Annotated in this window: 32 protein-coding genes, 1 pseudogene and 2 riboswitches; of the genes and pseudogenes, 19 read left to right on the forward strand and 14 right to left on the reverse strand. The window is 34.6% G+C overall.

The genetic code is table 11. The features are described from left to right. Window positions 1–43 precede the first annotated feature (43 nt). The 3 genes from AC0IXC_RS11590 to AC0IXC_RS11600 form a co-directional block, all read right to left on the reverse strand. Window positions 44–424 carry a DUF3915 domain-containing protein gene (locus AC0IXC_RS11590; RefSeq protein ID WP_341087483.1) on the reverse strand — a complete coding sequence of 127 codons (381 nt, stop codon included), beginning with the start codon at window positions 422–424 and terminating at the stop codon, window positions 44–46. A gap of 196 nt (window positions 425–620) precedes the next feature. Continuing rightward, window positions 621–839: a hypothetical protein gene (locus AC0IXC_RS11595; protein ID WP_002088422.1), complete on the reverse strand. Its 219-nt coding sequence runs from the start codon at window positions 837–839 to the stop codon at window positions 621–623. A 234-nt stretch (window positions 840–1,073) separates the two neighbouring features. Continuing rightward, on the reverse strand, window positions 1,074–1,691 hold the full coding sequence (locus tag AC0IXC_RS11600) for a nitroreductase family protein (protein ID WP_002033918.1): 618 nt from the start codon (window positions 1,689–1,691) through the stop codon (window positions 1,074–1,076). Between the two features lie 310 nt (window positions 1,692–2,001). Here AC0IXC_RS11600 and AC0IXC_RS11605 point away from each other — a divergent pair, with 310 nt between their 5' ends. The 4 genes from AC0IXC_RS11605 (at window position 2,002) to AC0IXC_RS11620 (ending at window position 5,795) form a co-directional block, all read left to right on the forward strand. After that, window positions 2,002–3,294, forward strand: a complete 1,293-nt coding sequence (locus tag AC0IXC_RS11605; protein ID WP_002033919.1) for a GGDEF domain-containing protein — start codon at window positions 2,002–2,004, stop codon at window positions 3,292–3,294. Window positions 3,295–3,443: 149 nt separating this feature from the next. Beyond that, entirely contained in the window at window positions 3,444–4,574 is a 1,131-nt protein-coding gene (locus AC0IXC_RS11610; RefSeq protein WP_340777911.1) for a serine hydrolase domain-containing protein, read from the forward strand. Window positions 4,575–4,578: 4 nt separating this feature from the next. Further along, window positions 4,579–5,457: an NAD(P)-dependent oxidoreductase gene (locus AC0IXC_RS11615; RefSeq protein WP_002033921.1), complete on the forward strand. Its 879-nt coding sequence runs from the start codon at window positions 4,579–4,581 to the stop codon at window positions 5,455–5,457. Window positions 5,458–5,462: 5 nt separating this feature from the next. Continuing rightward, window positions 5,463–5,795: a DUF3909 family protein gene (locus AC0IXC_RS11620; protein ID WP_002014892.1), complete on the forward strand. Its 333-nt coding sequence runs from the start codon at window positions 5,463–5,465 to the stop codon at window positions 5,793–5,795. Window positions 5,796–5,906: 111 nt separating this feature from the next. On the opposite strand, the gene AC0IXC_RS11625 is transcribed toward AC0IXC_RS11620, so the two are convergent. The 6 genes from AC0IXC_RS11625 to AC0IXC_RS11650 all read right to left on the reverse strand — a co-directional run bounded on the left by AC0IXC_RS11625 (window position 5,907) and on the right by AC0IXC_RS11650 (window position 10,940). Next, complete coding sequence (locus tag AC0IXC_RS11625) at window positions 5,907–6,182, reverse strand: hypothetical protein (RefSeq protein ID WP_002033923.1); 276 nt, start codon at window positions 6,180–6,182, stop codon at window positions 5,907–5,909. A 319-nt stretch (window positions 6,183–6,501) separates the two neighbouring features. Then, the gene (locus AC0IXC_RS11630) at window positions 6,502–7,014 is read right to left on the reverse strand and encodes a 1,2-dihydroxy-3-keto-5-methylthiopentene dioxygenase (protein WP_002111583.1); all 513 of its coding nucleotides are present in this window, start codon (window positions 7,012–7,014) and stop codon (window positions 6,502–6,504) included. Then, window positions 6,992–7,630 carry a methylthioribulose 1-phosphate dehydratase gene (locus AC0IXC_RS11635; RefSeq protein WP_012261637.1) on the reverse strand — a complete coding sequence of 213 codons (639 nt, stop codon included), beginning with the start codon at window positions 7,628–7,630 and terminating at the stop codon, window positions 6,992–6,994. The genes AC0IXC_RS11630 and AC0IXC_RS11635 overlap by 23 nt, the downstream gene beginning before the upstream one ends. Then, window positions 7,627–8,286: a 2-hydroxy-3-keto-5-methylthiopentenyl-1-phosphate phosphatase gene (locus tag AC0IXC_RS11640; protein WP_002128925.1), complete on the reverse strand. Its 660-nt coding sequence runs from the start codon at window positions 8,284–8,286 to the stop codon at window positions 7,627–7,629. Before AC0IXC_RS11640 ends, AC0IXC_RS11635 begins: the two co-directional genes overlap by 4 nt. Further along, on the reverse strand, window positions 8,283–9,527 hold the full coding sequence (mtnW, locus tag AC0IXC_RS11645; RefSeq protein WP_471652911.1) for a 2,3-diketo-5-methylthiopentyl-1-phosphate enolase: 1,245 nt from the start codon (window positions 9,525–9,527) through the stop codon (window positions 8,283–8,285). Before mtnW ends, AC0IXC_RS11640 begins: the two co-directional genes overlap by 4 nt. A gap of 64 nt (window positions 9,528–9,591) precedes the next feature. Continuing rightward, a riboswitch (SAM riboswitch) is annotated at window positions 9,592–9,697 on the reverse strand. A 64-nt stretch (window positions 9,698–9,761) separates the two neighbouring features. Beyond that, window positions 9,762–10,940 (reverse strand): aminotransferase class I/II-fold pyridoxal phosphate-dependent enzyme, encoded by a 1,179-nt coding sequence (locus AC0IXC_RS11650; protein ID WP_471652912.1) that lies wholly within the window; start codon window positions 10,938–10,940, stop codon window positions 9,762–9,764. 14 nt (window positions 10,941–10,954) lie between these two features. Between AC0IXC_RS11650 and AC0IXC_RS11655 the strand changes: the two genes are divergently transcribed. The 4 genes from AC0IXC_RS11655 to AC0IXC_RS11670 all read left to right on the forward strand — a co-directional run bounded on the left by AC0IXC_RS11655 (window position 10,955) and on the right by AC0IXC_RS11670 (window position 14,776). Next, window positions 10,955–11,818 carry a carbon-nitrogen family hydrolase gene (locus tag AC0IXC_RS11655; protein WP_002131202.1) on the forward strand — a complete coding sequence of 288 codons (864 nt, stop codon included), beginning with the start codon at window positions 10,955–10,957 and terminating at the stop codon, window positions 11,816–11,818. A gap of 71 nt (window positions 11,819–11,889) precedes the next feature. Beyond that, window positions 11,890–12,030, forward strand: a riboswitch (SAM riboswitch). Between the two features lie 88 nt (window positions 12,031–12,118). Further along, window positions 12,119–13,297, forward strand: coding sequence for an S-methyl-5-thioribose kinase (gene mtnK / locus AC0IXC_RS11660; RefSeq protein ID WP_471652913.1), 1,179 nt, complete (start codon window positions 12,119–12,121; stop codon window positions 13,295–13,297). After that, complete coding sequence (gene mtnA / locus AC0IXC_RS11665) at window positions 13,294–14,349, forward strand: S-methyl-5-thioribose-1-phosphate isomerase (RefSeq protein WP_471652914.1); 1,056 nt, start codon at window positions 13,294–13,296, stop codon at window positions 14,347–14,349. The genes mtnK and mtnA overlap by 4 nt, the downstream gene beginning before the upstream one ends. Window positions 14,350–14,638: 289 nt before the next feature. Then, a complete protein-coding gene (locus tag AC0IXC_RS11670; RefSeq protein WP_002014881.1) occupies window positions 14,639–14,776 on the forward strand; it encodes a YvrJ family protein in 138 nt (45 codons plus the stop codon). Window positions 14,777–14,926: 150 nt separating this feature from the next. On the opposite strand, the gene AC0IXC_RS11675 is transcribed toward AC0IXC_RS11670, so the two are convergent. Further along, window positions 14,927–15,703, reverse strand: a complete 777-nt coding sequence (locus AC0IXC_RS11675; protein ID WP_471652915.1) for a 3-hydroxybutyrate dehydrogenase — start codon at window positions 15,701–15,703, stop codon at window positions 14,927–14,929. A gap of 196 nt (window positions 15,704–15,899) precedes the next feature. Here AC0IXC_RS11675 and AC0IXC_RS11680 point away from each other — a divergent pair, with 196 nt between their 5' ends. The 4 genes and pseudogenes from AC0IXC_RS11680 to AC0IXC_RS11695 form a co-directional block, all read left to right on the forward strand. Continuing rightward, on the forward strand, window positions 15,900–16,232 hold the full coding sequence (locus AC0IXC_RS11680) for a PadR family transcriptional regulator (protein WP_002014879.1): 333 nt from the start codon (window positions 15,900–15,902) through the stop codon (window positions 16,230–16,232). After that, window positions 16,232–16,999, forward strand: a complete 768-nt coding sequence (locus AC0IXC_RS11685) for a DUF1129 domain-containing protein (RefSeq protein ID WP_215590140.1) — start codon at window positions 16,232–16,234, stop codon at window positions 16,997–16,999. The genes AC0IXC_RS11680 and AC0IXC_RS11685 overlap by 1 nt, the downstream gene beginning before the upstream one ends. 13 nt (window positions 17,000–17,012) lie before the next feature. Further along, complete coding sequence (locus AC0IXC_RS11690; protein WP_002143001.1) at window positions 17,013–17,777, forward strand: DUF1129 domain-containing protein; 765 nt, start codon at window positions 17,013–17,015, stop codon at window positions 17,775–17,777. An 8-nt stretch (window positions 17,778–17,785) separates the two neighbouring features. Further along, window positions 17,786–17,923 (forward strand): annotated as a pseudogene (locus tag AC0IXC_RS11695) (DNA-binding protein); the annotation flags it as partial. Between the two features lie 15 nt (window positions 17,924–17,938). Here the strand turns inward: AC0IXC_RS11695 and AC0IXC_RS11700 are convergent. After that, on the reverse strand, window positions 17,939–18,556 hold the full coding sequence (locus AC0IXC_RS11700; protein ID WP_326996582.1) for an ImmA/IrrE family metallo-endopeptidase: 618 nt from the start codon (window positions 18,554–18,556) through the stop codon (window positions 17,939–17,941). A 177-nt stretch (window positions 18,557–18,733) separates the two neighbouring features. On the opposite strand from AC0IXC_RS11700, the gene AC0IXC_RS11705 reads away from it, so the two are divergent. The 3 genes from AC0IXC_RS11705 (at window position 18,734) to AC0IXC_RS11715 (ending at window position 21,053) form a co-directional block, all read left to right on the forward strand. Continuing rightward, entirely contained in the window at window positions 18,734–19,027 is a 294-nt protein-coding gene (locus tag AC0IXC_RS11705) for a DUF3928 family protein (protein WP_002088390.1), read from the forward strand. 261 nt (window positions 19,028–19,288) lie between these two features. After that, on the forward strand, window positions 19,289–19,738 hold the full coding sequence (locus tag AC0IXC_RS11710; protein WP_012261633.1) for an NUDIX hydrolase: 450 nt from the start codon (window positions 19,289–19,291) through the stop codon (window positions 19,736–19,738). Window positions 19,739–19,877: 139 nt separating this feature from the next. Further along, window positions 19,878–21,053 carry an acetyl-CoA C-acetyltransferase gene (locus AC0IXC_RS11715; RefSeq protein ID WP_002128911.1) on the forward strand — a complete coding sequence of 392 codons (1,176 nt, stop codon included), beginning with the start codon at window positions 19,878–19,880 and terminating at the stop codon, window positions 21,051–21,053. Between the two features lie 29 nt (window positions 21,054–21,082). Here AC0IXC_RS11715 and AC0IXC_RS11720 read toward each other — a convergent pair whose 3' ends face one another. Further along, entirely contained in the window at window positions 21,083–21,808 is a 726-nt protein-coding gene (locus tag AC0IXC_RS11720) for an AAA family ATPase (protein ID WP_002165131.1), read from the reverse strand. Window positions 21,809–21,818: 10 nt separating this feature from the next. Then, window positions 21,819–22,088 (reverse strand): hypothetical protein, encoded by a 270-nt coding sequence (locus AC0IXC_RS11725; RefSeq protein WP_016100683.1) that lies wholly within the window; start codon window positions 22,086–22,088, stop codon window positions 21,819–21,821. A gap of 146 nt (window positions 22,089–22,234) precedes the next feature. Here AC0IXC_RS11725 and AC0IXC_RS11730 point away from each other — a divergent pair, with 146 nt between their 5' ends. Both AC0IXC_RS11730 and AC0IXC_RS11735 read left to right on the forward strand, forming a co-directional pair. Continuing rightward, complete coding sequence (locus AC0IXC_RS11730) at window positions 22,235–22,963, forward strand: DUF4184 family protein (RefSeq protein WP_471652916.1); 729 nt, start codon at window positions 22,235–22,237, stop codon at window positions 22,961–22,963. A gap of 36 nt (window positions 22,964–22,999) precedes the next feature. Beyond that, window positions 23,000–23,758, forward strand: coding sequence for a hypothetical protein (locus AC0IXC_RS11735; RefSeq protein ID WP_215591315.1), 759 nt, complete (start codon window positions 23,000–23,002; stop codon window positions 23,756–23,758). Between the two features lie 44 nt (window positions 23,759–23,802). Here the strand turns inward: AC0IXC_RS11735 and AC0IXC_RS11740 are convergent, their stop codons facing one another. After that, window positions 23,803–24,234, reverse strand: coding sequence for a DUF3997 domain-containing protein (locus tag AC0IXC_RS11740; RefSeq protein ID WP_215590135.1), 432 nt, complete (start codon window positions 24,232–24,234; stop codon window positions 23,803–23,805). Window positions 24,235–24,365: 131 nt separating this feature from the next. Here AC0IXC_RS11740 and AC0IXC_RS11745 point away from each other — a divergent pair, with 131 nt between their 5' ends. After that, window positions 24,366–24,821, forward strand: a complete 456-nt coding sequence (locus tag AC0IXC_RS11745) for an RDD family protein (RefSeq protein WP_002033806.1) — start codon at window positions 24,366–24,368, stop codon at window positions 24,819–24,821. A gap of 299 nt (window positions 24,822–25,120) precedes the next feature. Next, complete coding sequence (locus AC0IXC_RS11750) at window positions 25,121–25,219, forward strand: hypothetical protein (protein WP_002142992.1); 99 nt, start codon at window positions 25,121–25,123, stop codon at window positions 25,217–25,219. Window positions 25,220–25,276 lie beyond the last annotated feature (57 nt).

Raw genomic sequence — 25,276 nt, forward strand, 5'->3', positions numbered from 1 at the left:
AAAGTAAATCTTGTTTTCTTACTATAGAGGATAAGGAACAGAATTAGATAGCGATTGCAACGATATCAGTTGGGCATACACGTAAAATACCAGTAAAAGTATTACGATTTTGATTGTTCTTATCGTCTTTATTGTTATTGTTATCTTTGTTGTCTTTGTCATTACGAGCTAAAGCAGAGAAAAGAGCAACGCCGTTAGCGAAACCTTCAAAAATTACATTGTTGAATGTTCCGTTACCTCTAATGCTTAAAAGAGAAAGCTCTGTTCCAACTGAAATGCTAGCAAGTACGTTACATACAGCTGTTTGTTGTGGTTTTACCTCTTTCTCTTTCTCGCGATGATCGCGATGGTCGCGATGGTCACACTCTCTTTCACGATGATGACAGTCTCTAAAGTTATCACAGCATCCAAATGATCCAAACATAATCCTCATCACCCCCTTCACACTTATAATCTATGTAAGTTCGGTAGTTAGTGACTGGACAGATAATGGAAATTTTTCTAGGGGATTTTCTCATTTTAAATGACTAGATGGGTATTTAGTATGGAATGATGTTTAAAATAGGGGAAATGTCACAAAAAAATGTAAAGACCACCGAAATGAATGAATTAGGTAGCCTTTACACTTTTTTACTTTTATATAAAACGATGATATATACAGGAAGAGCTAAGAGTAGTGGTGCAATGGATCGTGCAGTATGTTTTTCTGCTTCTAATTGTAACGCTTCTTCTTTAGGGAATTGTAACACTGATATGTTTGCAGCATCGCCAATAAAATATAGCAGTAGTACAGTTACTATGTAACTCAAAAGTGCGATAAAGCTTCCGTATGAACTCAATGAAAATCCCTCTCTTGTTATCTATTTGTTATCATTGTATCACAATTGTAACAAAAATACACGGTTATATTTCAATGCTTTAACAAATTTCGACACAAAACGCCATATTTGTTTATGGTGATAGCGTGAAAATTACAATTTCTCTATGTATAGATGTCGAATAATACATTGTAATATTACGGATGTGTGACAGAATATAAAAAAGCGAAGGTAATGAAATTACCTTCGCTTTTATTATTTCGCCCATTCACTTACTTGTTCTACGCTCATGCGCGGTGCAGGGTGACCTTTTAAAGTTGATTCACCAATTGTAATAAGCATAATTGGTACGTAACGAGATGAAACATTGAATTCTTCCATTAATGCCTGTGGATTGAAGCCACCAATAGCGCAAGTATCCCAGCCAGTTGCTTTAGCAGCAAGCATAAGTTGCATTGCTGCTAAAGCAGCATTTGAAAAGGCAGCATCTCGTGGGTATTGCTCACGAGTATATGCAGATTCAATATTTTTAGCTAAGCGCTCTTTTGCGTCTGCTTTCATAAATCCTTGTTCTACAATTGGACCGTAAACAGGTTCAACATTTTTATATGCCTCTAAATCACCTAAAATAGCGACTACGGCAGAAGCATCAAGAATTTGTTGTTGGTTATAAGCAATTGGGTGTAATCGTTTTTGTACATCTTCGCCTTGGAAAACAAGGAATTTCCAGTGTTGCAAGTTCCAAGCAGAAGGTGCTTGCGCAGCTGCTTTTAAAATTTCATGTAACTCTGTAGATGAAATTTCTTTTTCAGGGTTGAATGCACGTGTAGATGTGCGTTCATATAAAACGTTAAAAAAGTCGTTGTTTGTCATTATATATCCTCCAAATTACATATCAACTTAATATAAAATAAATGTAATATACTCTACTTACATTTTGTAAGTTATTGAATTTAAGAATATAATACCTTTATTTTAATTGTCAAGTTTTAAATAGTAAGGCAGGGCATTCATACAAACGATACAATTCATATAATCATAAACTAAAAAAGGAATTTCCAGAGCAGATAAGCGAAGATAACATTCTCAATTAGCTTGTTAATATGAGTTCCTCACAATTCTTTATAAAATGATTGTGAGGAATTCAGTAAAACAAGATATATGAAGTGAGTGAAGACTAGTGATGAACATACTACATTTTTTATTAGAGAATACTGTTTTCCAAAATGTATTACAAGATCTTCAGTTGAATGTCCTTTATATAGAAGATGGATGTACACATCAACAAACGATAGAAAACGTCCATCCAAAATGTATGTTTATAGCAAATAGTTTTGAAGAAGGAGAAATATTGTTTCATAGAACTAGACCACATATTGTAATTATGTATGTAACAGATTTTGCTCAAATAAAATATATAAAGAATATATATAATTCACAGAGCACATTCATTATCATTTGGGATCAACAGATAGACAATCAGTTTGCAGATTTACTACTGTTAGGAATACGTAATATTGTTATAGCACCAGTAACCCCACAAGTAGTACTAGAGGAAGTGAATAAGAGTTTATATCAGCTTTCTTTAGTGCGACAAGTAAGTTTACAACAAGAATTGCTTCAAACGATGTTTGATTTTCAAAATGATTTATTATTTATAGTAGAAGATGATGAGATTGTTGATTGTAATACGAATTTTTTACAATTCTTCGGACATGATAATTTATTTACGTATCGTGAACAACATTTAGTGTTTGCAGAACATCTTATTAGAGAGAACGGATATTATTCGACGACTCACGATATAACATGGCTGGATGATACTTTATCAAATGGAAGAAGAATTAAAATGTACAATTATGAAGGAGAAGCATTTACTTTTCTATTACGTGCGACACCATTACCAGAAGACTTATCGCGATTTATAGTAAAATGCACAGAGATTACAGAATTAGATGAAATCTATCAAGAGCAAGAAAGATTGGCTATGATAGATTCATTGACAGAAATATATAATCGCTTGAAATTCCAACAAATATTGGAGACAGAGTGGGAGAATGTATTACGTAATGATGAAAAAGTTGCACTTATTTTGTTTGATATAGATAATTTTAAATCAGTAAATGACACATATGGTCATGATTTTGGCGATTTAGCATTAGTACAACTTGCAGATCTTATGAAATCTAAAGTTGAAGATCAACATGTATTTGCAAGATGGGGAGGAGAGGAATTTATAATATTAGTGACAAATACGGTAGAAAAAGAAGCGTTTCAAGTTGCGGAATCATTGCGATTTTTCATTGAAACAAAGCATTTCTCTGGAATTTCGAAATTAACAGCGAGTTTTGGAGTTGCGTTATATGAGCAAGGGATTACAAGAGAAGAGTTAATGCAAAGAGCGGATATTGCGTTATATGAAGCGAAAAAAAATGGGAAAAATCAAGTATGTATATATAGAAAAGAAAAAATGTGATTTTTCGCAACAAATTGTTGCGATTTTTTTTTATTACTTGATAATAGAATATGGGGGACCATTTTAACCGAGAAGCTCCCACTTTAAGTAAGCTCGCAAGAGAGACTAAGTGGTGGGTAGTTCACATGAAGTAATTACGGAGGAACAATATGATAAAAAAAATAATGGTTATGGCTTCACTGTCTGCTGTAGTTTGCGGCGGAGTATACTATTTTCTCTATAGTCCCGATCCAAAGGAACAAGCAGTATTAACAACAAAGGTAACTCCCGCTATTGAGTCAGAGGTACAGGATAATATAGAAGAAGTACAAAAAATTGATTATGCTAGTATATCTCAAAAGTTAGATCAGTATTTAGTAGGAAAGCAATTTAATGGGACAGTTTTGGTGACAGATAAAGAGCATGTTATATTGAATAAAGGATATGGATATGCTGATGTTCAAAATAAAATAGAAAATACGCCTCAAACAAAATATCGTATCGGTTCTATTACGAAAACAGTTGTTGCTACATCCATTCTACAGTTACAAGAACAAGGGAAGTTAAATATCCAAGATAATGTAAATAAATACATTCCTTCATTTCCAGCAGATAAACACATCACGTTATATCACTTATTAACGCATACATCTGGTTTACCGGAAAATGGGAAAGGGAAGGTTAATGTAGCTTCACGTATAAATTTAGTAACTTGGATTGGAAGTCAAAAATTAGAGTTTCCACCAGGAACAGGTTGGAAGTATACGGATTATAATTATATGGTGCTCGCTTATATTATAGAAAATATAACGAAAAAGCCTTTAGGAGACTATGTAAAAGAAAATATATTTACAAAGGCCGAGATGCATGAATCAGGTATGGGAAATATGGTGCCTGGAGATAAAAACTTCACGAAGGGGTATGTGAAGAAAGATCAAGAGCTTGTACTAGCACAAAAATTAGGGATGGACTGGCTATATGGATCGGGTGAGATGTATACGACAGTAGGGGATATGAAAAAATTAGATGAAGCGATTATAAATGGAAAGCTTCTTTCTGAACAAAGTATACAAGCGATGTTTACACCTTCCCAAGAAAGAAAATATGCATTTAGCTTTTACATATATCCAGATTATTTCCATAACCATGGTGTACTATCTGGTTGGAACACTTTCAATAATTTTAATAAAGAAAAAGGAACTTTTGTTATTTTATTTTCAAATGTGAAAAATAGTATGGATGATGATTTTAATAAAGAGTTCCGAAAGATGGTAAATGATTTATTAGAACAAAGGGGATGAGAAGATGGAAAATAAAAATTTATCAATAGGTTTCATTGGTATTGGTGTAATGGGAAAAAGTATGGTCAACCATTTAATGCAAAGTGGTTATAAAGTATATGTATATAATAGAACGAAGGAAAAAGCGGATTCTTTAGTGCAAGAGGGTGCGACTTGGTGTGATACACCGAAAGCGTTAGTAAAGCAAGTTGATGTTGTTATGACGATGGTTGGTTATCCTCATGATGTAGAAGAAGTGTACTTTGGGATTGATGGAATTTTAGAACATGCAAATGAAGGTACGATAGCAATTGACTTTACAACATCTACACCAACATTGGCAAAACGTATTAATGAAGTTGCGAAAAGCAAGAATATATATACATTAGATGCACCAGTATCTGGCGGGGACATTGGGGCTAAAGAAGCAAGACTAGCAATTATGGTCGGTGGAGAGAACAGAATATATGATATTTGCTTACCTCTATTTGAAAAACTAGGAACAAATATTCAGTTGCAAGGCCCTGCTGGGAGTGGACAACATACAAAAATGTGCAATCAAATAGCAATTGCTTCTAACATGATAGGAGTATGTGAAGCGGTAGCATATGCGAAAAAGGCTGGACTTAATGCAGATAAAGTATTAGAGAGTATTTCGACAGGAGCAGCAGGTAGCTGGTCATTAAGTAATTTAGCTCCTCGAATGTTAAAAGGAGATTTTGAACCTGGCTTTTATGTAAAGCATTTTATGAAAGATATGAAGATTGCTTTAGATGAAGCTGAAAAATTACAATTACCAGTACCGGGTTTAACCCTAGCGAAGGAATTGTATGAAGAGCTAATCGCAGATGGAAAAGAGAATAGCGGAACACAAGTATTATACAAAAAGTATATAAGGGGGTAAATGGAATGGATCTCCAAAAGTTTGACGAGATGATTGATGCTGTGCAGCGAGCAACTTGTGTACAGATTAATGATAAGCAAAAAGAAGCTTTTAAACAAAAATACGATTTTGGACCAGATTTTGAATATGGAAGAGATGAGAAAGGACATTATGTTATCCGAAGCTCGAAAAAGATGTTAGAGGAAATGGAGTTTTATTTGGCATTGAAATATGATCGGGATGGAATTGTCCTTTATATGCATGCTGAGATTGAAGGGACATGTCATGTATCCGTTAGCTACAGTGAAGATGCACTTCATTTGCAAGAATTGTTTCAATTTCTAGAAGAAAATAAATAAAAAGTCCTCATTTGAGGACTTTTTATTTATTTAGGCAGGCATAATATTTAAGTTGGATAATTTATCCGGCTATTTGTGTGCAGTAAAACTCCCACTGATTAAAGTTTCACTTTATAGGCTGGAAGCGCGGCGGCATCGTTCAATTGGGAATGGAATAACTTGGGCAATGTGATTAGGGCCGAGCTGTTTTGCGCGAGCATGGCGTAGTATATAAAATGCGCACAGAATAGAAACAGGAATAGCACCATATAAACCAAAAAATAAAGCGCTTACACATGATGCAGCAAAACCTAAAACACCAACTTCTAATTCTTCCATAATAGCTCCTAAAATGACAGGAATAGCTCCGCATGTAACTCCTAGTATAAGTGCGATAAGTAAACTCATGATTATCCCCCTCTGTTTGCAATATTCATTTCCTTCTTATTAGTTGTAGTATATCATACATAAAACAGAATTTTCAGAAAAAATTCAAAAAAAGTTCAATAAATGTTCAAAAAATATTCCGGAATGTACTTGATAAAGTGGAATTATGATTCGAGATATTTGATTTGAACAAGCGAAAGGGACAAATCATTTTAGTAAATAAAAAATCAGGCTTACTTCAATGTTATGAAATAAGCCTGTTCCATAGGAGGATGTATATATGTAGAGTGAATAAAAGGTTGGAAAAGGGGTTCCAAGTTCTTTTATTCAACTAGCTACCTTAATAAATTGGAACCCAACCTTCTGTTGTAACAAAAATACGAATAGCTACAACTTGGCGATCATCTTGTAAGGTGAAATAGTGTCTTGCATTTTCAGGCACAGATATAAGATCACCAGGCTCGAGTTCAACGTCAAAGAATCGACCATCTTTTCCTTCAATAGCGAAGATGCCATGACCGCTGACAATAAAGCGAACTTCATCGTCAGTATGATGGTGTTCTTTTTGGAAATTAATTAATAACTCGTCAAGGTTAGGTGTGCTATTTGAAAGTGAAATCACATCATATGCTTTATAACCTCTGCGCTCTGAAACATCAGCAATTTCTTTTGAAAACAACGTTAATATTTCAGCTTTGTTTTCATCTGTTAAGGAGTAATTTTCTTTTAAATGAGTAGGAAGTTTAGAAATATTCCATTTCTCATATAAAACATCTTCTCCTTGTAGAAAGTTTGATACTTCTACTTCATTTTCAATACGAGTATTTTCCTCATGAATACGAATTTGCGCCATTAGAAACGCCTCCTTGAATTGATAATAATTTTATATGAAATTGGAATAAAAACTCATAAGCTTCTAATCTTTTTTTTGCATCAAAGCTATCACGGCCCCATACGGTAATGCCATGGTTTCGAATTAATACTGCTCCTGAATCTCCTTGTATATGCTTTCGGAATTTCTCTCCAAGCGTCGGGATATGAGCATCATTTTCGATAATAGGAATGTTAATCGTTGCACCTTCTTCCCAAATATCAAGAGCTTTAATAATCTCTTGATTTTGAAGGGTGACTGCATCACTATACAAATTTGTGATGACATTGTTATCAGTTGTATGAACATGAAGTACGCACCCGGCGTTCGTATTGTTATAAATATGTGTATGCAATATTGTTTCTGCCGAAGGGCGTAACTCAGTTTCTAAAACGGGAATTCCTTGATGATTTACTAATAAAAAATCATCTGGAGTGGTTTTTGTTTTATCTTTGCCACTTGCTGTAATAAGAAAAGTAAGGGGATCATGACTGACTTTTATAGAAATATTTCCACTCGTTGCTGGAAACCAATTCCGAGTTGTTAATTCTTTTTTAATTTCACTTAAGTCATACCATTGACGAAAAAGTTGTTTCATAATTTCACCTCCAACAAATGTTTTAGTTCAGCTAGAACATCGTGAAATGTTTCAAACGGTGTATAAGCAATACGATTTTCTTCACACTTTGTAATAAGGAAGTCACGGGCGAATACTTTATCTGCTTGTTTTGTTGCTTGTAAATCAGTAATAGAATCTCCAATCACAATATGAAAATCATCTTTAGAGCTTAGTTTACGAATTAATGATGATTTACAGAGACCACAACTATGCTGACATTGCTCGTCACAAGGGTGCGGCCATTTCACTTCAACAAATTCTCCTGAAAAGTCAGTTGCATTACAATAAATTTGTTCTTTAGGGATTATTTCTTGTAAGAGTGGATAGACGAAGAAATCCATTCCACCTGATATAACGTAAAAGGAAATGTTATTTTCATTAATGAATTGTATGAATTCATGAAAACCTGTACGGATTTCAGCAGTTTCTTGTAAAAACTGAATAATATCATCGTGTAGATTAATAGGTATTAATCGAAATAATTGAGAAACACCTTCTTGAATAGAAAGTTCTTGCGATAAAATTTTTTGCTTTATTTCCTCTGCTTCTGGTGGTGCGAATTTTTCCATAATGGACATGATATTATCGTTATTTGTAATCGTACCATCGAAATCACAAAATACTTGAATACTCATAATTTCACCTCATGAGAAGGATTTCCCCATATTTGTAGTGCGCTATGCAAATTTATTTCATCCACTTCATGGAGTGGTTTACCTTGTAAAGTAGCTTCAATTGCAGCACGGAAAGCTTTGCCACCACCTTGAGCTCCATTTGGATGCCCATGAATCCCGCCGCCGGCATTAATAACAACATCCTTACCAAAATCTCGTAAAATAAAGGGAACGAAACCAGGATGAATTCCAGCAGATGGAACAGAAAAACTTTTCTTGAAATAGTGGTCTTCCTCAGTTAATGCTGCTGTAATGAGAAGAGCTTCCTCTTTTTCTAATGCAACGTTGCCGTATGGTGATGGGAATAAAGAGAAATCAGCACCAGCGTAACGTAGTAATTTTCCAAGTAGTAATGGAGAAGAGAAACCGTATAGTTTCGATGATGAATATGCGCCACTTAAAGCAGGGTGTGCCATAATAGGAATTGGAATTTCATCGTCTTCTACAAGTGCTTGCAGTACATCTAATCCATAAGAAAATACATTAAATAAAAGAATGTCTGCTCCAGCTACCACCGCACGTTTCGCGTTTTCTTTTAAATCATAAGTTCGACCTGTTAAATTTACTGCGTATAAAGTTTTATGCCCGTAAGTTTCGTATACAGATTGTAAAACTTCTTTACCAGATTCAATTCTTTTTATAAGTGGTGTTAATGAGTTTTCGAATAAAATTTCATCATCTTTTACAATATCTACGCCTCCAATTGCCTGATCGCGTAGTTGAGTTTTTAAATATCCAATATTCCGTCCTATCATCCCTTTGAAAATACTCATTAGAAGAGGTCGATCTTGAACTTGTAAAAGGTTTCGGATGCCTTCAATTCCAAATTTTGGTCCAGGGAACTGTTTCTTTAATTCGTCTGAGAATGTTAAATCAATTAGTTTAATTTCTCCATCTAACGAAAGTTTTCCAAATGTTGTTGTCAAAATGGCTGGTAAGTCAGGGCTAAAGTTCAGCGATGGATAATGAATTTTAATGAGTCCACGTGATACTTTTTTGCCAAGATAAGAGTTAATATGTTCTTGTTCGTCTAACGCTTCAATATGAATGACATTGCCTTTATGTTGTTTTAATTGTTCTTGTAATAAGTGTGGTAAATGAGTCCATGAACCAATTGTTAAACCGATTGCAATTTGTTCTGCTTTCTTTTCTAAGTTGTGAGAATCATCGTGGATTAAATATGTCGCTATAATTCCGCTCATTGTTATACCCTCCTAGTTAAATAAAAAAACCTCTCAGCTAAGGAGAGGTTTTTTTACAACCAGCTCCTTATCTGTCAGCATAATGCTGCGAGAATTAGCACCGTGTCTACAATTGTAGATCGGTTGCCGGGTTTCGTCGGGCTCGTCCCTCCACCTGCTCTTGATAAGAAGTATTTAGAAATGTTTAAATTTTTAAGATAACTGAATTTTGTCAGATATTTTTTATGTTGTCAATTACTTTTTGAAAAAATTTAATTTATCAATTCGATTAATTGCTTCTCGTAATCTATCTTCCGTATGCAAGAGACCAACACGGACATACCCTTCGCCGTGCTCACCAAATCCAACACCAGGAGCAACTGCAACGTGTGCTTTTTCTAGTAAAATGTCAGAAAATTGCTCAGATGTATATCCTTTTGGAACAGGAAGCCATGCAAAGAATGATCCTGTTGGAATGTTTACTTTCCAACCAATTGAGTGACAAGCTGAAATAAGAGCATTTCTCCGAGATTCATAACTATTAACAAGATCTACCACACAAGACTGCGAGCCTAATAGTGCTTCGCGGGCAGCATCTTGAACTGCACCAAAAATACTAACATACATATGATCTTGCAATAGGTTAATAGTTTCGATGACACTTTCATTTCCTACTGCAAAAGCAATACGCCATCCAGCCATATTGAAAGTTTTCGATAAAGTGTAAATCTCAATACCTGTATCTTTAGCTCCGTCTGCTTGCAAGAAACTAACAGGCTTTTGACCATCGAATCCGATAGCACCGTAAGCAAAATCGTGAACAACTAATATATTATGTTTATTAGCAAAATGAATGGTTGCATCAAAAAAATCTTTTGATGCAGTAGCACCGGTAGGGTTATTTGGATAGTTTAAAAACATTAACTTTGCTCGCTCCGCAACAGAGTCATCAATTTTTGTATAATCCGGTAAAAAATTATTTTCTGCAATAAGCGGCATTGTTTCAAATTGTGCTTTTGCTAAAGCAACTCCTGATAAATAATCTGGATAGCCTGGATCTGGAACGAGAATAGTATCACCAGGGTTTGTAAAACAAACTGGTAATTCTACTAATCCAGCCTTTCCGCCAAACAAAATAGCAACTTCAGTTTTTGGATTTACTACTACATCATATTCACGTTGATAGAATGTTGCCACGGCTTCTTTTAAGCTTTCGTGTCCGCGAAATGGCGGATATTTATGATGAATGGTCTTTTCAGCAGCATCTTGTAAAGCTTTAACGATATGCTGCGGTGTTGGTTGATCTGGATTACCTTGACCTAGATTAATAACATCGTGACCAGCTGCAACGACTTTGTTAACTTTTGCAACAAGTGAAGCGAAAAATTGTGTTGGCAATGATGTTACTATCTCAGAAGGTTGAAATAATTTCATACTTTCCACCTCTTTTGAAAGTTGTTACAATTCTAGTGACAAATGATATAATCTTTCCAGTATTTTGTAAAGAAAAAAATGAGAATGGGGCTGAAAAAATGAAAGTCGCATGTATTCAAATGGATATTGTCTTTGGAGATGTAGAAAAAAATATTGAGAACGCTAAAAAAAAAATAAGTGAAGCGATGAAAGAAAGACCAGATGTTATCGTCTTACCAGAACTATGGACAACAGGATATGATTTAACGAGACTTTCTGAAATTGCAGATACGGATGGATTAGAAACGAAAGAAAAGTTGAAAGAATGGTCGAAGCAATATGGTGTACATATTGTTGGTGGTTCCATAGCAAAGCAAACAGAGCAAGGGGTTACAAATACAATGTATGTTGTAAACAATGAAGGGAATCTAGTCAATGAATATAGTAAAGTACATTTATTTCAGCTGATGGATGAACATAAATATTTAGTTGCTGGTAATGAAACAGGTGAATTTAAGTTAGATGATGTAGAGTGTGCTGGTACAATTTGTTATGATATTCGTTTTCCAGAGTGGATGCGCGTTCATACTGCTAAAGGTGCAAAAGTTTTATTTGTTGTAGCAGAATGGCCATTAGTACGTTTAGCACATTGGCGTTTGCTTTTACAGGCGAGAGCAGTTGAAAATCAGTGTTATGTTGTTGCGTGCAATAGAGCAGGAAAGGATCCGAATAATGAGTTTGCAGGTCATTCTCTAATTGTGGATCCTTGGGGTGAAGTTGTGGTAGAGGCAAATGAAGAGGAATCAATTTTATTTGGAGAACTTAAATTCGAGAAAATTAAAGAGGTACGTAAAGGAATTCCGGTTTTTGCAGATCGTCGTCCAGAATTATACAAATAAAATGTTGACAAGTGATTTTTATTCTTGGTATAGTCTTCATCATAAAGTTAAAAATTCTAAAAATTATAAAACTCTTATCAAGAGCAGGTGGAGGGATTTGGCCCGATGAAGCCCAGCAACCGACCGTAATACCATTGTGAAATGGGGCGTTTATGACGCCAAAAGGCACGGTGCTAATTCCAGCAGAAAGTAAACTTTCTGGCAGATAAGAGGGGAGAAGATAAACTTCAAACCTCTTTCTTTGTGGAAAGGGGTTTTTCTATTTTAGAAAAACCTCTGAATGAAAAGGAGGAGAAGACGATGGGATATTATTCATTAACTGAAACAACAGCTATACAATATGCGAAAGAACACGGTTATTTTGAAAAGAAAGCAAATGTAGTTTGTCATGAAATTGGAGATGGAAATTTAAATTACGTGTTCAAATTAGATGATGGAGAGAAGTCTATTATAATAAAACAAGCACTGCCATATGCGAAAGTAGTTGGTGAGAGCTGGCCACTGTCTATAAAAAGAGCGACGATTGAAAGTAAAGCATTACAAATTTTTGCGAAGTATGTGCCAGAGTATGTTCCGGTAGTGTACAGTCATGATGAAGAGTTAGCAGTTACAGTAATAGAAGACTTATCAAGACTAACAATTACAAGAAAAGGATTAATAGATGGAGAAGGATATCCACTTTTATCCCAGCATATCGGTCGTTTTCTAGCACATGTTTTGTTTTATACTTCAGATTTCGGTTTACAGTCAGAAGAGAAAAGGGTACTAGAAGGTACATTTGTAAATCCAGACCTTAGTAAAATTACAGAAGATTTAGTTTTTACGGATCCATTTGGACATTATGATACGAATGATTATGAGTCAGATTTACAGTCAGTGATTGATGAACTTTGGAGTGACAAAACTTTAAAACTAAAAGTAGCACAATATAAATATAAGTTTTTAACGAGAAAAGAAGCGCTTATTCATGGTGATTTACATACTGGTAGTATTTTTTCATCACCTTCTGAAACGAAAGTGATCGATCCAGAATTTGCAACGTACGGTCCATTTGGATTTGATATCGGTCAATTTATTGCAAATCTATTATTAAATGCTTTATCTAGAGAAGAAGAAAAGAGAAGTGTACTATTTTTCCATATAGAAAAGACATGGAGTTATTTTGTAGAAAACTTTACGAAGTTATGGATTGGAGAAGGTGTAGAAGCATATACGAAAGAAAAACAATGGTTACCAATTATTTTGCAAAATATCTTTACTGATGCCGTCGGATTTGCCGGATGTGAACTGATTCGTAGAACAATTGGCTTAGCTCATGTAGCGGATTTAGATGGGATAGCAAATAAAGAAAATAGAATTCAAGCTAAAAAACAAGCGTTATCCTTAGGTAGAGAACTAATAAAATATGAAGCCAAGTGTGCTGATATTCAACTGTTTCGAACATTATTTCAACAGACAGTTGGAGGCGTAAAAGCATGAGTACAATTATTACTATTCCGAGATCTGTAAGTTGGAAAGGCGATGCAATTGCAGTATTGAATCAAACAAAGTTGCCGCATGTCACTGAATACAAAACATTAACGAATATTGAAGAGGTATGGAAAAGTATCATTATGTTAGAAGTACGAGGAGCGCCTGCAATTGGAATTGTAGCTGCGTTTGGTTTGGCGCTTGCGGCAAAGAAATACGATGCTATAAATATCTATGAGTTTCAGAAGAAATTTAATAGAGATTGTAACTATTTAGGAACATCACGCCCGACAGCAGTCAATTTATTTTGGGCAATCAATCGTATGAGAGAATCTATTCGAGAGATTACTACAATAAAAGAAGCTCAAAAAATATTAGAAGAAGAAGCGCTTCATATTCAGCAAGAGGATGAAATGGTGTGCCGAAGTATTGGAGAACATGCTTTAACATGTTTTAAAGACGGTGATAAAATTTTAACAATTTGTAACGCTGGAAGTATTGCAACTGCTAGATATGGAACAGCATTAGCCCCATTTTATATTGGGAAAGAGAAGGGTGTGCGTTTACATGCGTATGCGTGTGAAACGAGGCCGGTTTTACAAGGTGGTCGTTTAACGACATGGGAATTGAAACAAGCAGACATTGATGTAACGCTTATTACGGATAATACTGCAGCACATGCAATTCGAACGAAAGAAATTAATGCGATTATCGTAGGGGCAGATCGAATCGTTGAAAACGGTGATACTGCTAATAAAATAGGAACATTAAATTTAGCTATATTAGCAAAGTATTTCGGTATCCCATTTTACGTTGCAGCACCGTTATCTACATTTGATACTACGAAACAAACAGGTGCTGAAATTGTCATTGAAGAAAGAGATGAAACAGAAGTTACGAAAATTTTTGGGAAACAAGTGGCGCCACTTGGAACACCTGTATTTAACCCTGCATTTGATGTAACACCGCATGAATTAATTACGGGGATTATTACTGAGAAAGGTATTTTACGTGGAGATTATAAGCAAGAAATTACATCATTATTTGAAAAAATAAGCTAACTGCTCAGTCGCTATATAAAAAAACGGTAGAAAAGCATGTTTTTAAATGGTCGAGAGGGACTGGCTATGTATAGGAGCGGTAAGTGCCTGTTCCTACCACGCGCAACGTTTTAAAACAAAGAAAGGTAGCAAGGTGTAGGACCATTTGTATCTTCATGGTAGCAATCTATATGCTGAAAAATGAAATGTATGGCTGAGTAGTTAAAAACAAGCTAATAAAAAATAGCTTGTTTTTTATGCCTTAAGTCTTCGTTTCCTCTTATTTATGTAATGAAGGGAGGAGAGAAAGATGGAAGAGTGGATCGGGATGATAGGTAATGTGGGCTTTCCAATTGTTGTAACGCTATATTTACTACATCGCATTGAAAGTAAATTAGACGGAGTGATTGTAGCAATTGAGAAGCTGCCTAAACAATTACTAAAGTAGGAAGATCCTCGCGATAGAAAGTAAAATAAAGTTTGCTCGCGAAGAGCAAACTTTATTTTTTATCCCGCATTAATGGGCAGTAAAAGCCCGATTGGTGAAGGCTAATAATTAGTGGGGATGAACAAAACCCCCACTGATTAAAGTTTCACTTTATTGAGCAGTATAACCACCATCGATAACGACAGCTTGACCAGTTATACCTTTTGCTTTTTCACCCGCTAAAAACATAGCATAATCAGCAATTTCTTGTACTTGTAGCAAACGTTTCTGTGGTACAAGAGGATAAATGACATCTTCTAAAACATTTTCAAGTGGTACATTTCGCGTAGTTGCTAAGTCTTGTAGTTGATTTCGTACAAGAGGGGTATCAACATATCCGGGACAAAGAGCATTTACAGTAATTCCATGAGTTGCTCCCTCTAAAGCAGCAACTTTTGTTAATCCAATTACACCATGTTTCGCACTATTATAGGCAGCTTTTCCAGCGAATCCAACAAGTCCGTTAATCGAAGCAACATTAATAATACGACCATATTTTTGCTTTTTCATAATCGGAAAGGCATGTTTGATGGCGATAAATGGAGCGATTTGCATAATTTTAATAAGAAGCTCGAATTTATCAGTTGGAAAATCTTCAATCGGTGAAACATGTTGCATTCCTGCGTTGTTAATTAATACATCTAATGAGCCGAAGTGAGTAACTGTTTGAGAAATTGCTACTGTAATTTCTTCTTCAGATGTAACGTCACATTTTAAACCAATGGCTTGATAGCCTTCTTTTTGCAATTGTTCAGCAGCTTCTTTCGCACGTTCTTCAAGACGATCACTAATCACAACTTTAGCACCTTCTTTTGCGAAAGCACTTCCCATTTCATAACCAATACCGCTCGCAGCACCTGTTAAAAAGACAACTCGATTTGTAACCATGATGAAAAACACTCCTTCATAATAAAAGTTCTCTTATTGCTCTATTTAGAGAGGTGATAATAAAATTCCTGCAAACATTTGGAAAAATATTGCTAGCTATCTTGTTTTGCAAAGTAGCGTTTGCTATACTATTTTGTAAAGCAAGATACTTACGCTTATCTATCTTGTAAAACAAGATAGTGGGAGGATTTGAAATATGTCGACAAGTCAAATGCTGAAAGGGATTTTAGAAGGATGCTTACTTGCTATTATTTCTGAAGGTGAAATATACGGTTATGAAATGAGTGAAAGATTAGCGAAGTATGGTTTCACAATGGCGAGTGAGGGAAGTATTTATCCGTTATTAATACGAATGCAAAAGGAAGGATTAATAACAAGTGTAATGAAGGAATCTCCATCTGGTCCAAAGCGAAAATATTATACATTAACAGAAAAAGGCGAGGAAGCACTGGATGAATTTATGGATCGCTGGGAAGCGATGCAAAGTAGTGTAGAGCGTCTACTTGAAGGGAAGGGGAGAAAAAAATAATGTTATCAAGTGAAGCACGAAATTTTTTATTAGAAATGAGATTATTTTTAGCGGCAAAGAGTGTGAAAGAAAGCGATATTGAAAATTTTATAGAAGATGCAGAGTTGCATTTAATAGAAGGTGAGAGTGACGGAAAAAGTGTAGAAGAAATTTTCGGAAGTTCACCGAAAGAATATGCCAATGAACTTGTAAAAGTGATGGAAAGAGATAGACAGGAAACGTGGAAGCAAATTGGATTTACGGTTATGAATATCGTTTCGTTTTGGATTATTGCTTCTATTTTAATAGTTAATAATGGGATTTTACAGATTTCGCTTATTCAATGTATTGGCTATAGTTTTACATTGATTGTAGCTGTAATGGGTCCTAATTTTCTACTTCGTAAAATGACCTTTGTAACAAGCTTTACAAAAACATGGTTTTCAATGTGGTTTTTAGTCATGATAGCGCCAATGTTTTTATTAGGAGCGGTTACGATATTGGATGTGTTATATCCTACAAAGATGGTTACATTCACTCAAGTGCAAAGTTATATATTAGGTGGTGGGATTTTTATTATCACAGTAGCGATAAATATGTATTTTGAAGGATGGTTTAAAAACTTATATTTAATTATTCCACTTTCTATTATGTTAGTGTTTAAAACATTTACATCAGAAGATCTCGTGCCAATGTTATTTCAAATTATATGTTTATACGGAAGTTTGTTTATTTTAATCTTCCTTGAAATTATGATGAAGGCGAATAGAAGAGTAACGGTTAAATAAGGGAGGGGTTATCATGCAGATTTCTAAAGAAGGAGAAAAGTTTTTAATCGATACGAAAGTGTATTTAATAACAAAAGGAATTAAAGAAGAAGATGTGGACGCTTTTATAGAGGATGCAGAACTTCATTTAATAGAAGGTGAGAAAGAGGGAAAGACGGTAAGCGATATATTCGGTGATTCACCAAAAGAATATGCGGAAGAATTAGCGAAAGAAATGGAGAAGGATAAAGGCGGGAGTATAAAGAGTATTCTTGCCATGATAATTGGTATTGGCGGGTATTGGATATTAACTCATATTTTATTTAATAATCCGAATCAGCAATTTACACTAACGAATATACAGTTAATTGGCTATCCTATCGTTTTAATCATTACGATTATTGGAACCATTGTTGCGTTTAGAATGTCTTCTTTTAAAAATAAATTTGTAGAGTTCGGGATTATTTACATAATAGTAATGGTTCCCATTTTATTATTAGTATTATTGATGTTTGTTGATAAATGGTACGGTACACCTATTTTGCAATTGTCGACAATGCAAACATATATATTAGCAGCAAGTATCTTTTTATTACTTTTTGTTGGAGAAGTGTATGTCCTTGGTTGGATGGGTGTTTTGGTGCTAATTGTTCCTTTAGCGATTATGTTTATATTTAAAGAATTAGAAGAAAAAAATGTGTTTTGGGGAATTGCAAAGATATTACTTATGTATGGAAGTATATATGGATTAATGAGATGGTCTTTAAAAATTGAAGAGAGAAAAAGTGTAAACGAGTAGTTCAAAAAAAGTGGCTGCTCTGGATATACAAAAAATTATTTCCAAAGAAATACTATATTTTGATTTTTAGAGGGATTCGGTTTAGGTGTATAGTTGTATCCTTTGCAGCCGGTATATCGTTTATTAATTGGAATAAATTGCTTTAAACAGTAACAAGATCGTTACTGTTTTTTTCTTTGTAATAAGAGACTTTGTAAAGAGAGCGCTTTTTGTTCATTTGTTAATAATGAATTGATGTGAACGTTATTAGGGCTAGGGACTATAGGGTACATAAGGTTCGATGGTGAATGGTGATGTTCAGAACCGGTTGGAGAGTGGGGATCTGCGTGCGTAAGTTTTCCATGAATTCGTCTTGTAAATAAAATATGACCAATTTCGTGAGCGAGGGTGTATATATTTTTCATTGGAGCAGCTGAGTTTGTTAAAACGATGTAACCAGTAAGTTGTTGTTGTTTCGCTAGAGAGTAAGCGCAAGCGATTACTGCGGTTTCTTTGAAATAATCACTACCAATATAACAAATATAAAGGTCGCATTCAGGAGCTTCGTTAACACAAGTTTGAAAAAAAGATGATAATTTTTCCTGACTTTGAATGGAGTTTTTATAACTAATTTCCCGATTAGAAAAACGGAAAAGCTCGTTTAGTACAATTACTTCTTTAATGTTAAATGTAATGGGATGCCAAATTGATTCTGCAACTGCTAAATCTTTTGCAATACGGTCGTCAGAAATATCGGCGCCTGGAGTAATGCAAACACATATATTAACGTATGAATTCATAAGGAACACCTCAAATGAAAAAATTCTTTCTATAATATATGTGGGGGAAAGGTCCTATGTATGGATAAACGCCTTGTTTATTACACGAATATATAGACTATAAGTCGAAAAAATTTCATAGTTCTATAACGTAGTATGGTCTGCTTTTTGATATAGTAAAGAAAAGGGGGAGAATATATGTATACATTAAAAATCGTTTCAGACAGAGAAGCTCTGTATCAATTTGCGAGCTATGTAAGAGTTGTGCAAGGGGTTGAAGATGTATATGTAGAGGTGGGAGAACCTTTATATGAACATCCATTAATGAAGTTTTATGTACATATTACAATTGAAGAAACATATGATCAGCATAAAGCATTGCAAGAAATAGCTAGGTTAGTAGAATTAGGGCGTTTTACATATGTCCATTATCATAATGAGGAAATTGAAGAAGCTTTTGAAGTTGTAAAATACGAAAGCTTTAAGAAATAAAGTGAAACTTTAATCAGTGGGGGTTTTGTTCATCGCCCACTGATTATCAGCCCTCACCAATAGGGCTTTTATGGGCAGCCCAATCCCCACCTAACTTCTTTACTTTCGCTGAATTTTGAGGTAGGGGTCTTACCGCCCGCAAATAGCAGGATAACGGTAAAAAAAGGAAGTGGAAGCTTCCTTTTTTATTGAAAATTACAGCAACAAAAGAAAGAGAATTTTGTTATGATAAGGAAGGGTGAGGAAAGGGGAGTTTACATATTGGGGTATATTGAAGAGTTACGCAAAGTAGTTGGTACGAGACCACTTATTTTAGTAGGATCAGCAATTATTATATTAAATGATAATCAAGAAGTATTGCTTCAATATCGTTCAGATACATATGATTGGGGCGTACCTGGTGGGGCAATGGAACTGGGAGAAACGACAGAAGAAACTGCTCGTAGAGAATTATTCGAGGAGACGGGACTAAACGCGAAAATTATGCAATTTCTTGGCGTTCTTTCAGGAAAGGAAGTTTATTTCCGTTATCCAAATGGAGATGAAATTTTTAATGTGATTCATCTGTATCAGGCACATCATGTAAGCGGAGAATTAAAGCTCGATCATGAAGGGTTAGAACTTCAATATTTTCCAGTAGATAAGTTACCAAAATTGAATGAAACGACAGAGAAGATATTACAAAAATTCTTATACGCATTGACAGAATAGAAGGTTAATTCCTTCTATTTTTATTATATTAAATATTTTGATTTTTTGGTATGTTTATAGTATGATAATTTTAGACATACAACTTATGGAATTTCACCTACAAACTTACTAGGGTACATAAGAGAGGGGCAAGTACAAAATGCATAATGTTGTCATTACAGCTGCAGTTCGTTCACCAATTGGAACTTTCGGAGGAGCACTAAAAAATATAACACCAGTAGAATTAGCTGTTCCTGTACTTCAGGAAGCTGTAAAAAGAGGCGGAGTAGAGCCACATGAAGTTGATGAAGTAATTTTAGGTCATTGTATTCAAAGAACTGATGAAGCAAATACGGCAAGAACAGCTGCATTAGCGGCAGGATTTCCTGACACAGTTACTGGTTATACAATTCAACGTCAATGTTCTTCAGGTATGCAAGCAATTATGTCTGCTGCAATGCAAATCCAATTAGGTGTAAGTGATATTGTTGTTGCAGGTGGAGTAGAAGCAATGAGCTCGAGCCCTTATGCATTAAAACAACACCGCTGGGGACAACGTCTACAGCACGGAGAAATTCGTGATACGGTGTGGGAAGTTTTAGAAGATCCGATTCACCATATTATGATGGGTGAAACAGCGGAAAATTTAGTTGAACAATATGAAATTACAAGAGAGGAACAAGATGAAGTTGCGCTTCGTAGTCATACATTAGCGTTGCAAGCGATGGAGTCTGGATACTTTGACGATCAAATTGTTCCTATTACAATAAAAGAACGTAGAAAAGAAGTTGTATTTGCGAAGGATGAACATCCACGTGCAGATATTACAGCGGAAAAATTAGCAGGATTAAAACCAGCTTTCCGTAAAGACGGATCAGTAACTGCAGGAAATTCATCTGGTCTTAATGACGGAAGTGCAGTTCTAGTATTAATGAGCGAAGAAAAAGCAAAAGAAAAAGGCTTACAACCGTTAGCTCGAATTGTTGGATATTCAGTAGCGGGAGTAGATCCGAAAATTATGGGTATTGGACCAGCACCAGCAATTCGTAAAGGATTAGAAAAAGTAGATTGGTCATTAGAAGATGCAGATTTACTTGAAATTAATGAAGCTTTCGCTGCACAATATTTAGCTGTAGAGAAAGAGTTAGGGTTAGACCGTGAGAAAGTGAATGTAAACGGTAGTGGTGTAGGACTTGGACATCCAATTGGTTGTACAGGAGCTCGTATTACGGTAAGTTTAATTCACGAATTAAAAAGACGTGGATTAGAGAAAGGTATTGCCTCTCTATGCGTTGGAGGCGGTATTGGAGTAGCTTTATTTATAGAAGCATTATAAAAAAGAGGCAGCGATTGCTGCCTCTTTTTTTATGACTCAAATAAGTGATGAAATAATCGATCGCGATTTTCAAAGAAAAGTTTCGTCGTTTGGTAATGCTCCGTTTCTTCTAATGTCGATTCGTGAATCCCTTCTTGAGTTAAAGAGTATATAGTAGATTCAGGATAAGCCATTAAAATGGGAGAATGCGTTGCGATAACAAATTGTGAACCTTGTTCAGCTAGTTCGTGCATGCGAATGAGCATTGAAAGTTGTCTCATTGGGGATAAAGCTGCCTCAGGCTCATCTAAAATGTATAAACCTTGTCCTGAAAAACGATTCATAAATAATGAGAAGAAGGATTCGCCGTGTGATTGTTCGTGAAGTGAAACGCCGCCATAAGATTTTATAGCATCTATTTCATCGATATAAGAAGCAACGTTATAAAATGATTCAGCGCGAAGAAAGAAACCGTCGTTTGGTGTATTGAAACTTTTTGAAATTCGAAGATATTCATGTAAAGATGAATGAGAATCGTTTGTGCTAAAACGGAAATTCTTCGTTCCACCTTCTGCATTAAAACCTAAAGCAATTGCAATTGCTTCCAGTAATGTTGATTTACCTGTCCCATTCTCTCCAATAATGAATGTTACATTTGGGTGGAAAGCTAGTGATTGCAAAGTTCGAATAGCGGGTAGACAGTAAGGATATGCGGAAAAGCTAGGGATATTTTCTTTTTTTAATGTGACATTTTTTAAAAAGGGTACGTCAATCAATATATAAACCTCAATTCATAACGGATTTTGATTCTAAAAAAGCGGCAAATACTAATGTAATACAACTTGCTAATAGTACTGTATATTGAAGTGCGCCAAAACCGAGACCTTCCCAGCCGAAAGTCATTCTCTTCCATATGAAAATGAAAAGAACGCTCATAAAACCAAAGAGGGCAGGCATATATTTTATAATTTTCAAGTGCTTCCATATAAAGAAGCCAATGTATGTACTTAAAAACAAGGTAGACAGAACAAGAGAAAATACAAGTGTTAACGACACGTGATCCCCCTTATTTTCTGAATATTTTATGTGAATTATAACATTTAAACTATCATATTCCAATGTGAAAATAAATATTGCATAGAGATTATTCATGTCGTTATGATAGTATGTATTCTATTGGAAATATGAAGAGGAGTATTAATATGCCGTTTACATTCGCACATCCAGCAGCTGTTCTCCCTTTTGCTAAGAAACATTCTAGTTATATTTCGGTGACGGCTCTTATATTGGGTAGTATGGCACCTGATTTTGAATATTTTTTATATTTTAGGCCATACGGTGTTATTGGCCATACATGGGTTGGTTTCTTCTATTTGAATTTACCACTCGTTTTTTTATTAGCATATGCATATCATCGTATTTTAAAAGGACCGTTTATAACACATTTACCTAAGCCTTTTGCTAGTTACTATAAATATGTAGTAGATGGGAAGTGGGGGCTATATACTTGGAAGGACTTTTTTGTATTTTGCTATTCTGCTTTATTCGGTATGGTGACGCATGTCGTTTGGGATGCTTTTACTCATAAGACAGGCTATTTTGTTATGAAAATACCGCTGTTACAGCAAGAAGTATATAGTATTCCAATTTATAAGTTTTTACAGCATGGGAGTACATGTTTTGGTCTACTATTACTAATATATGTACTATGGAAATATAGGAGGGAAACTGATCAAGATACTAGTTTAACTTCGGAAAAAAAGAAATATTGGGCTTCATCTATCGTTGTGGCGGCCATTATATTTATCGTTCACGCGTTATTAGACCCCTATTTTCATATTTTCCAAATAGGAGGTATAATAGTATCTGGACTGACAAGTTCGTTTTGTGGACTTCTTATTGTTTCTATAGTTTACAAATCAAGGGACTAATATATTTTAATGAATGATAGTGTTAGGAGAAATTAAATCATGAAAGCATGGAAAAGTATTTTTGTTTTATGTAGTTTTCTTCTTATGTTAAGTGGTTGCTTCCATCAAGAAGAAAAGAAGGCAGAACCTAAAAAGAAAGAATCTATTCCAGAAACAAAAGAGTATGGTGGGCGTGAGCTTAAAAAAGTAGGACAAAAAGTGAAAGAAAAAGGGTGGGGGACATTTGAATTAAAACAGATTCATTCTGTGAATCAGACATTTGAAGTAGCCCCAATGAAAATTCACGTACAAGATGTTAAAGTTATCTCATTATCACAAATGAGCAAAGAGGCAAAAAATACATTGAAAGTGTATACTGCATTAACTCCTGAAGAAGTAAAGCGTAGATTGGGAGATAAAGTGAGTCAAGAAGATGCTGAATTATATGCATCGTTAAGTGGAACAGAGATTAGCGATACGATTCGGTATGTTGAAATTACATATAAGGTAGAGAATAGTGGAGATAAGAACATGCAATTTTTCTCTATGAATGATGTTGCTATAAATGACAAACAACATTTTAATGTAGCGACTCAAAACTTTTTATATGATGAAGATACGCTCGTTGGTACAAAGAGTGTTTCAAGGGAAGATTATAGGCCTGGTGAGACACGAGAAGGAATTATCGGTTTAATACTTGATGATGGAAAAGAAAAAGTAAAGGATATTAAGTTTACGACAGATGATTTAGCAGCAGGAGACACAAATGAAGCTGTTAAAGAACCGCAAACTTTTAATATTTCACTCTCTAAATAAAGTGTCTTTATAATAATTTAAGCAAAAACAGTCAGCATAAAAAGTTATGCTGACTGTTTTTTTAGCTCTTTCACATATGAATCTACACTTTGAAAAGGCACTGTAATTTTAAAAGCATCTTTTTGCTCGTTAAATTGTTTTTCATTATAAGGACCAAATCGTTTATTATGCTTTACATCGATAATCCAATAATGTTCAATTTTTTTATTTGTAATTGCTGCGTCAGGATTGTTTGGATCTGATTTTTCCTCAATTTGCTTTGTGAGAATGTATTTATCGTCCCAAGCAATTTCTGTAATTTTTGCAGGGATGTATTGTGTAGCATATACAGCATCCTGAGAGGGGAAAAGTTCAAATGCATCTCCAGAAGTATGGATGAGTTCATATTCATCGTTAATTGTATAAGTTAAATGGTTTGTATTGCCTGTACAACCTGTTAATAAGAGTGCGGCAAATAGGATTATCCATCTTTTCAATATGGGAACCTCCTTTATAATGCTGTTGTAACACATTGTACAAGAAAAGTAAGCGAAACGCCAGTTTACAATGTTTTTTAGAAGTGGTACGATGAAACGGGTAAAGAAGGATATGAAGGAGTCGACACAAAATGAAGTTAAAGATGCATCGTCCAGCGCTTGTAATGAATCGCATAGGTGCTTCCCTTATTGACATGTTTTTAATCTCGGTTACGTACGGTGCAGTAGTAGCTATTATTACAGGAAACTATAGTGCTATTTTTGATCGTTTTAATATAAGTTTAGGTGACTATAGATATGACCTTACACTTGTTTTCGTATTAATGGCTATAAATTTTATTCTGTTACCTTTTCTTTGGAACGGTTCTACACTTGGTAAAAAGGTAACAAGAACAAAAATAATCTCGTTAACAAGTGAAAAACTAACGTTACAAACATTAATAATACGATTTTTGGTATTATTATTACCAAGCATATTATTACTTGGAGTCCCATTAATATGCAATGTATATATGATGTTATTCCGCAAAGATAATTGTGGCTTCCATGATTTAATTGCAAAGACGAAAGTGATGAGTCTTGTATAATTAATATTTAGATTATACGTGCTACTAATGAAATAAGACTTTTTATCGTTTGTATATAAAAAGTCTTATTTTTAATTTCGTGAAAAATTTCATCATTCTCTTATTTTTTCATAAAATTAGATAAATGGAATTGATATAGGGTGGATATCTCCTATATAGTACCTTCCATATTACGGAAGGATGTTTAAAGAAGCTGTAGCTAATTCAAACATCCTATTTTCGCTTTGAATAGATTGAAAATTAAGAGAATGATATAATGGATATAAATAATATCGTTATATAACAAAGGGGGATTTGGAATGACTGGAGGTAGCTTAATATTTTGGGGAATTCTTATTTTTATTGGTTTAACCTTCGATCAATATAATAGTAAGAAAAAAAAAGAAACAGAAAAGTAATCGCTTACAAGTTGTGGAGTAAACTTTTCCTGCTTGCGGACTAATCTAATAAAGGAG

Source organism: Bacillus sp. AC266, assembly GCF_979253805.1.

Coding starts and splice junctions, on each gene's coding strand:
- AC0IXC_RS11680 (WP_002014879.1), top strand. CDS start 15,900: ATGTCGACAAGTCAAATGCTGAAAGGGATTTTAGAAGGATGCTTACTT.
- AC0IXC_RS11685 (WP_215590140.1), top strand. CDS start 16,232: ATGTTATCAAGTGAAGCACGAAATTTTTTATTAGAAATGAGATTATTT.
- AC0IXC_RS11705 (WP_002088390.1), top strand. CDS start 18,734: ATGTATACATTAAAAATCGTTTCAGACAGAGAAGCTCTGTATCAATTT.
- AC0IXC_RS11625 (WP_002033923.1), bottom strand. CDS start 6,182: ATGAGTTTACTTATCGCACTTATACTAGGAGTTACATGCGGAGCTATT.
- AC0IXC_RS11605 (WP_002033919.1), top strand. CDS start 2,002: ATGAACATACTACATTTTTTATTAGAGAATACTGTTTTCCAAAATGTA.
- AC0IXC_RS11750 (WP_002142992.1), top strand. CDS start 25,121: ATGACTGGAGGTAGCTTAATATTTTGGGGAATTCTTATTTTTATTGGT.
- AC0IXC_RS11630 (WP_002111583.1), bottom strand. CDS start 7,014: ATGGCGCAAATTCGTATTCATGAGGAAAATACTCGTATTGAAAATGAA.
- AC0IXC_RS11615 (WP_002033921.1), top strand. CDS start 4,579: ATGGAAAATAAAAATTTATCAATAGGTTTCATTGGTATTGGTGTAATG.
- AC0IXC_RS11635 (WP_012261637.1), bottom strand. CDS start 7,630: ATGAAACAACTTTTTCGTCAATGGTATGACTTAAGTGAAATTAAAAAA.
- AC0IXC_RS11670 (WP_002014881.1), top strand. CDS start 14,639: ATGGAAGAGTGGATCGGGATGATAGGTAATGTGGGCTTTCCAATTGTT.
- mtnK (WP_471652913.1), top strand. CDS start 12,119: ATGGGATATTATTCATTAACTGAAACAACAGCTATACAATATGCGAAA.
- AC0IXC_RS11675 (WP_471652915.1), bottom strand. CDS start 15,703: ATGGTTACAAATCGAGTTGTCTTTTTAACAGGTGCTGCGAGCGGTATT.
- AC0IXC_RS11715 (WP_002128911.1), top strand. CDS start 19,878: ATGCATAATGTTGTCATTACAGCTGCAGTTCGTTCACCAATTGGAACT.
- AC0IXC_RS11745 (WP_002033806.1), top strand. CDS start 24,366: ATGAAGTTAAAGATGCATCGTCCAGCGCTTGTAATGAATCGCATAGGT.
- AC0IXC_RS11730 (WP_471652916.1), top strand. CDS start 22,235: ATGCCGTTTACATTCGCACATCCAGCAGCTGTTCTCCCTTTTGCTAAG.
- AC0IXC_RS11700 (WP_326996582.1), bottom strand. CDS start 18,556: ATGAATTCATACGTTAATATATGTGTTTGCATTACTCCAGGCGCCGAT.
- AC0IXC_RS11600 (WP_002033918.1), bottom strand. CDS start 1,691: ATGACAAACAACGACTTTTTTAACGTTTTATATGAACGCACATCTACA.
- AC0IXC_RS11650 (WP_471652912.1), bottom strand. CDS start 10,940: ATGAAATTATTTCAACCTTCTGAGATAGTAACATCATTGCCAACACAA.
- AC0IXC_RS11590 (WP_341087483.1), bottom strand. CDS start 424: ATGTTTGGATCATTTGGATGCTGTGATAACTTTAGAGACTGTCATCAT.
- mtnW (WP_471652911.1), bottom strand. CDS start 9,527: ATGAGCGGAATTATAGCGACATATTTAATCCACGATGATTCTCACAAC.
- AC0IXC_RS11690 (WP_002143001.1), top strand. CDS start 17,013: ATGCAGATTTCTAAAGAAGGAGAAAAGTTTTTAATCGATACGAAAGTG.
- AC0IXC_RS11610 (WP_340777911.1), top strand. CDS start 3,444: ATGATAAAAAAAATAATGGTTATGGCTTCACTGTCTGCTGTAGTTTGC.
- mtnA (WP_471652914.1), top strand. CDS start 13,294: ATGAGTACAATTATTACTATTCCGAGATCTGTAAGTTGGAAAGGCGAT.
- AC0IXC_RS11620 (WP_002014892.1), top strand. CDS start 5,463: ATGGATCTCCAAAAGTTTGACGAGATGATTGATGCTGTGCAGCGAGCA.
- AC0IXC_RS11640 (WP_002128925.1), bottom strand. CDS start 8,286: ATGAGTATTCAAGTATTTTGTGATTTCGATGGTACGATTACAAATAAC.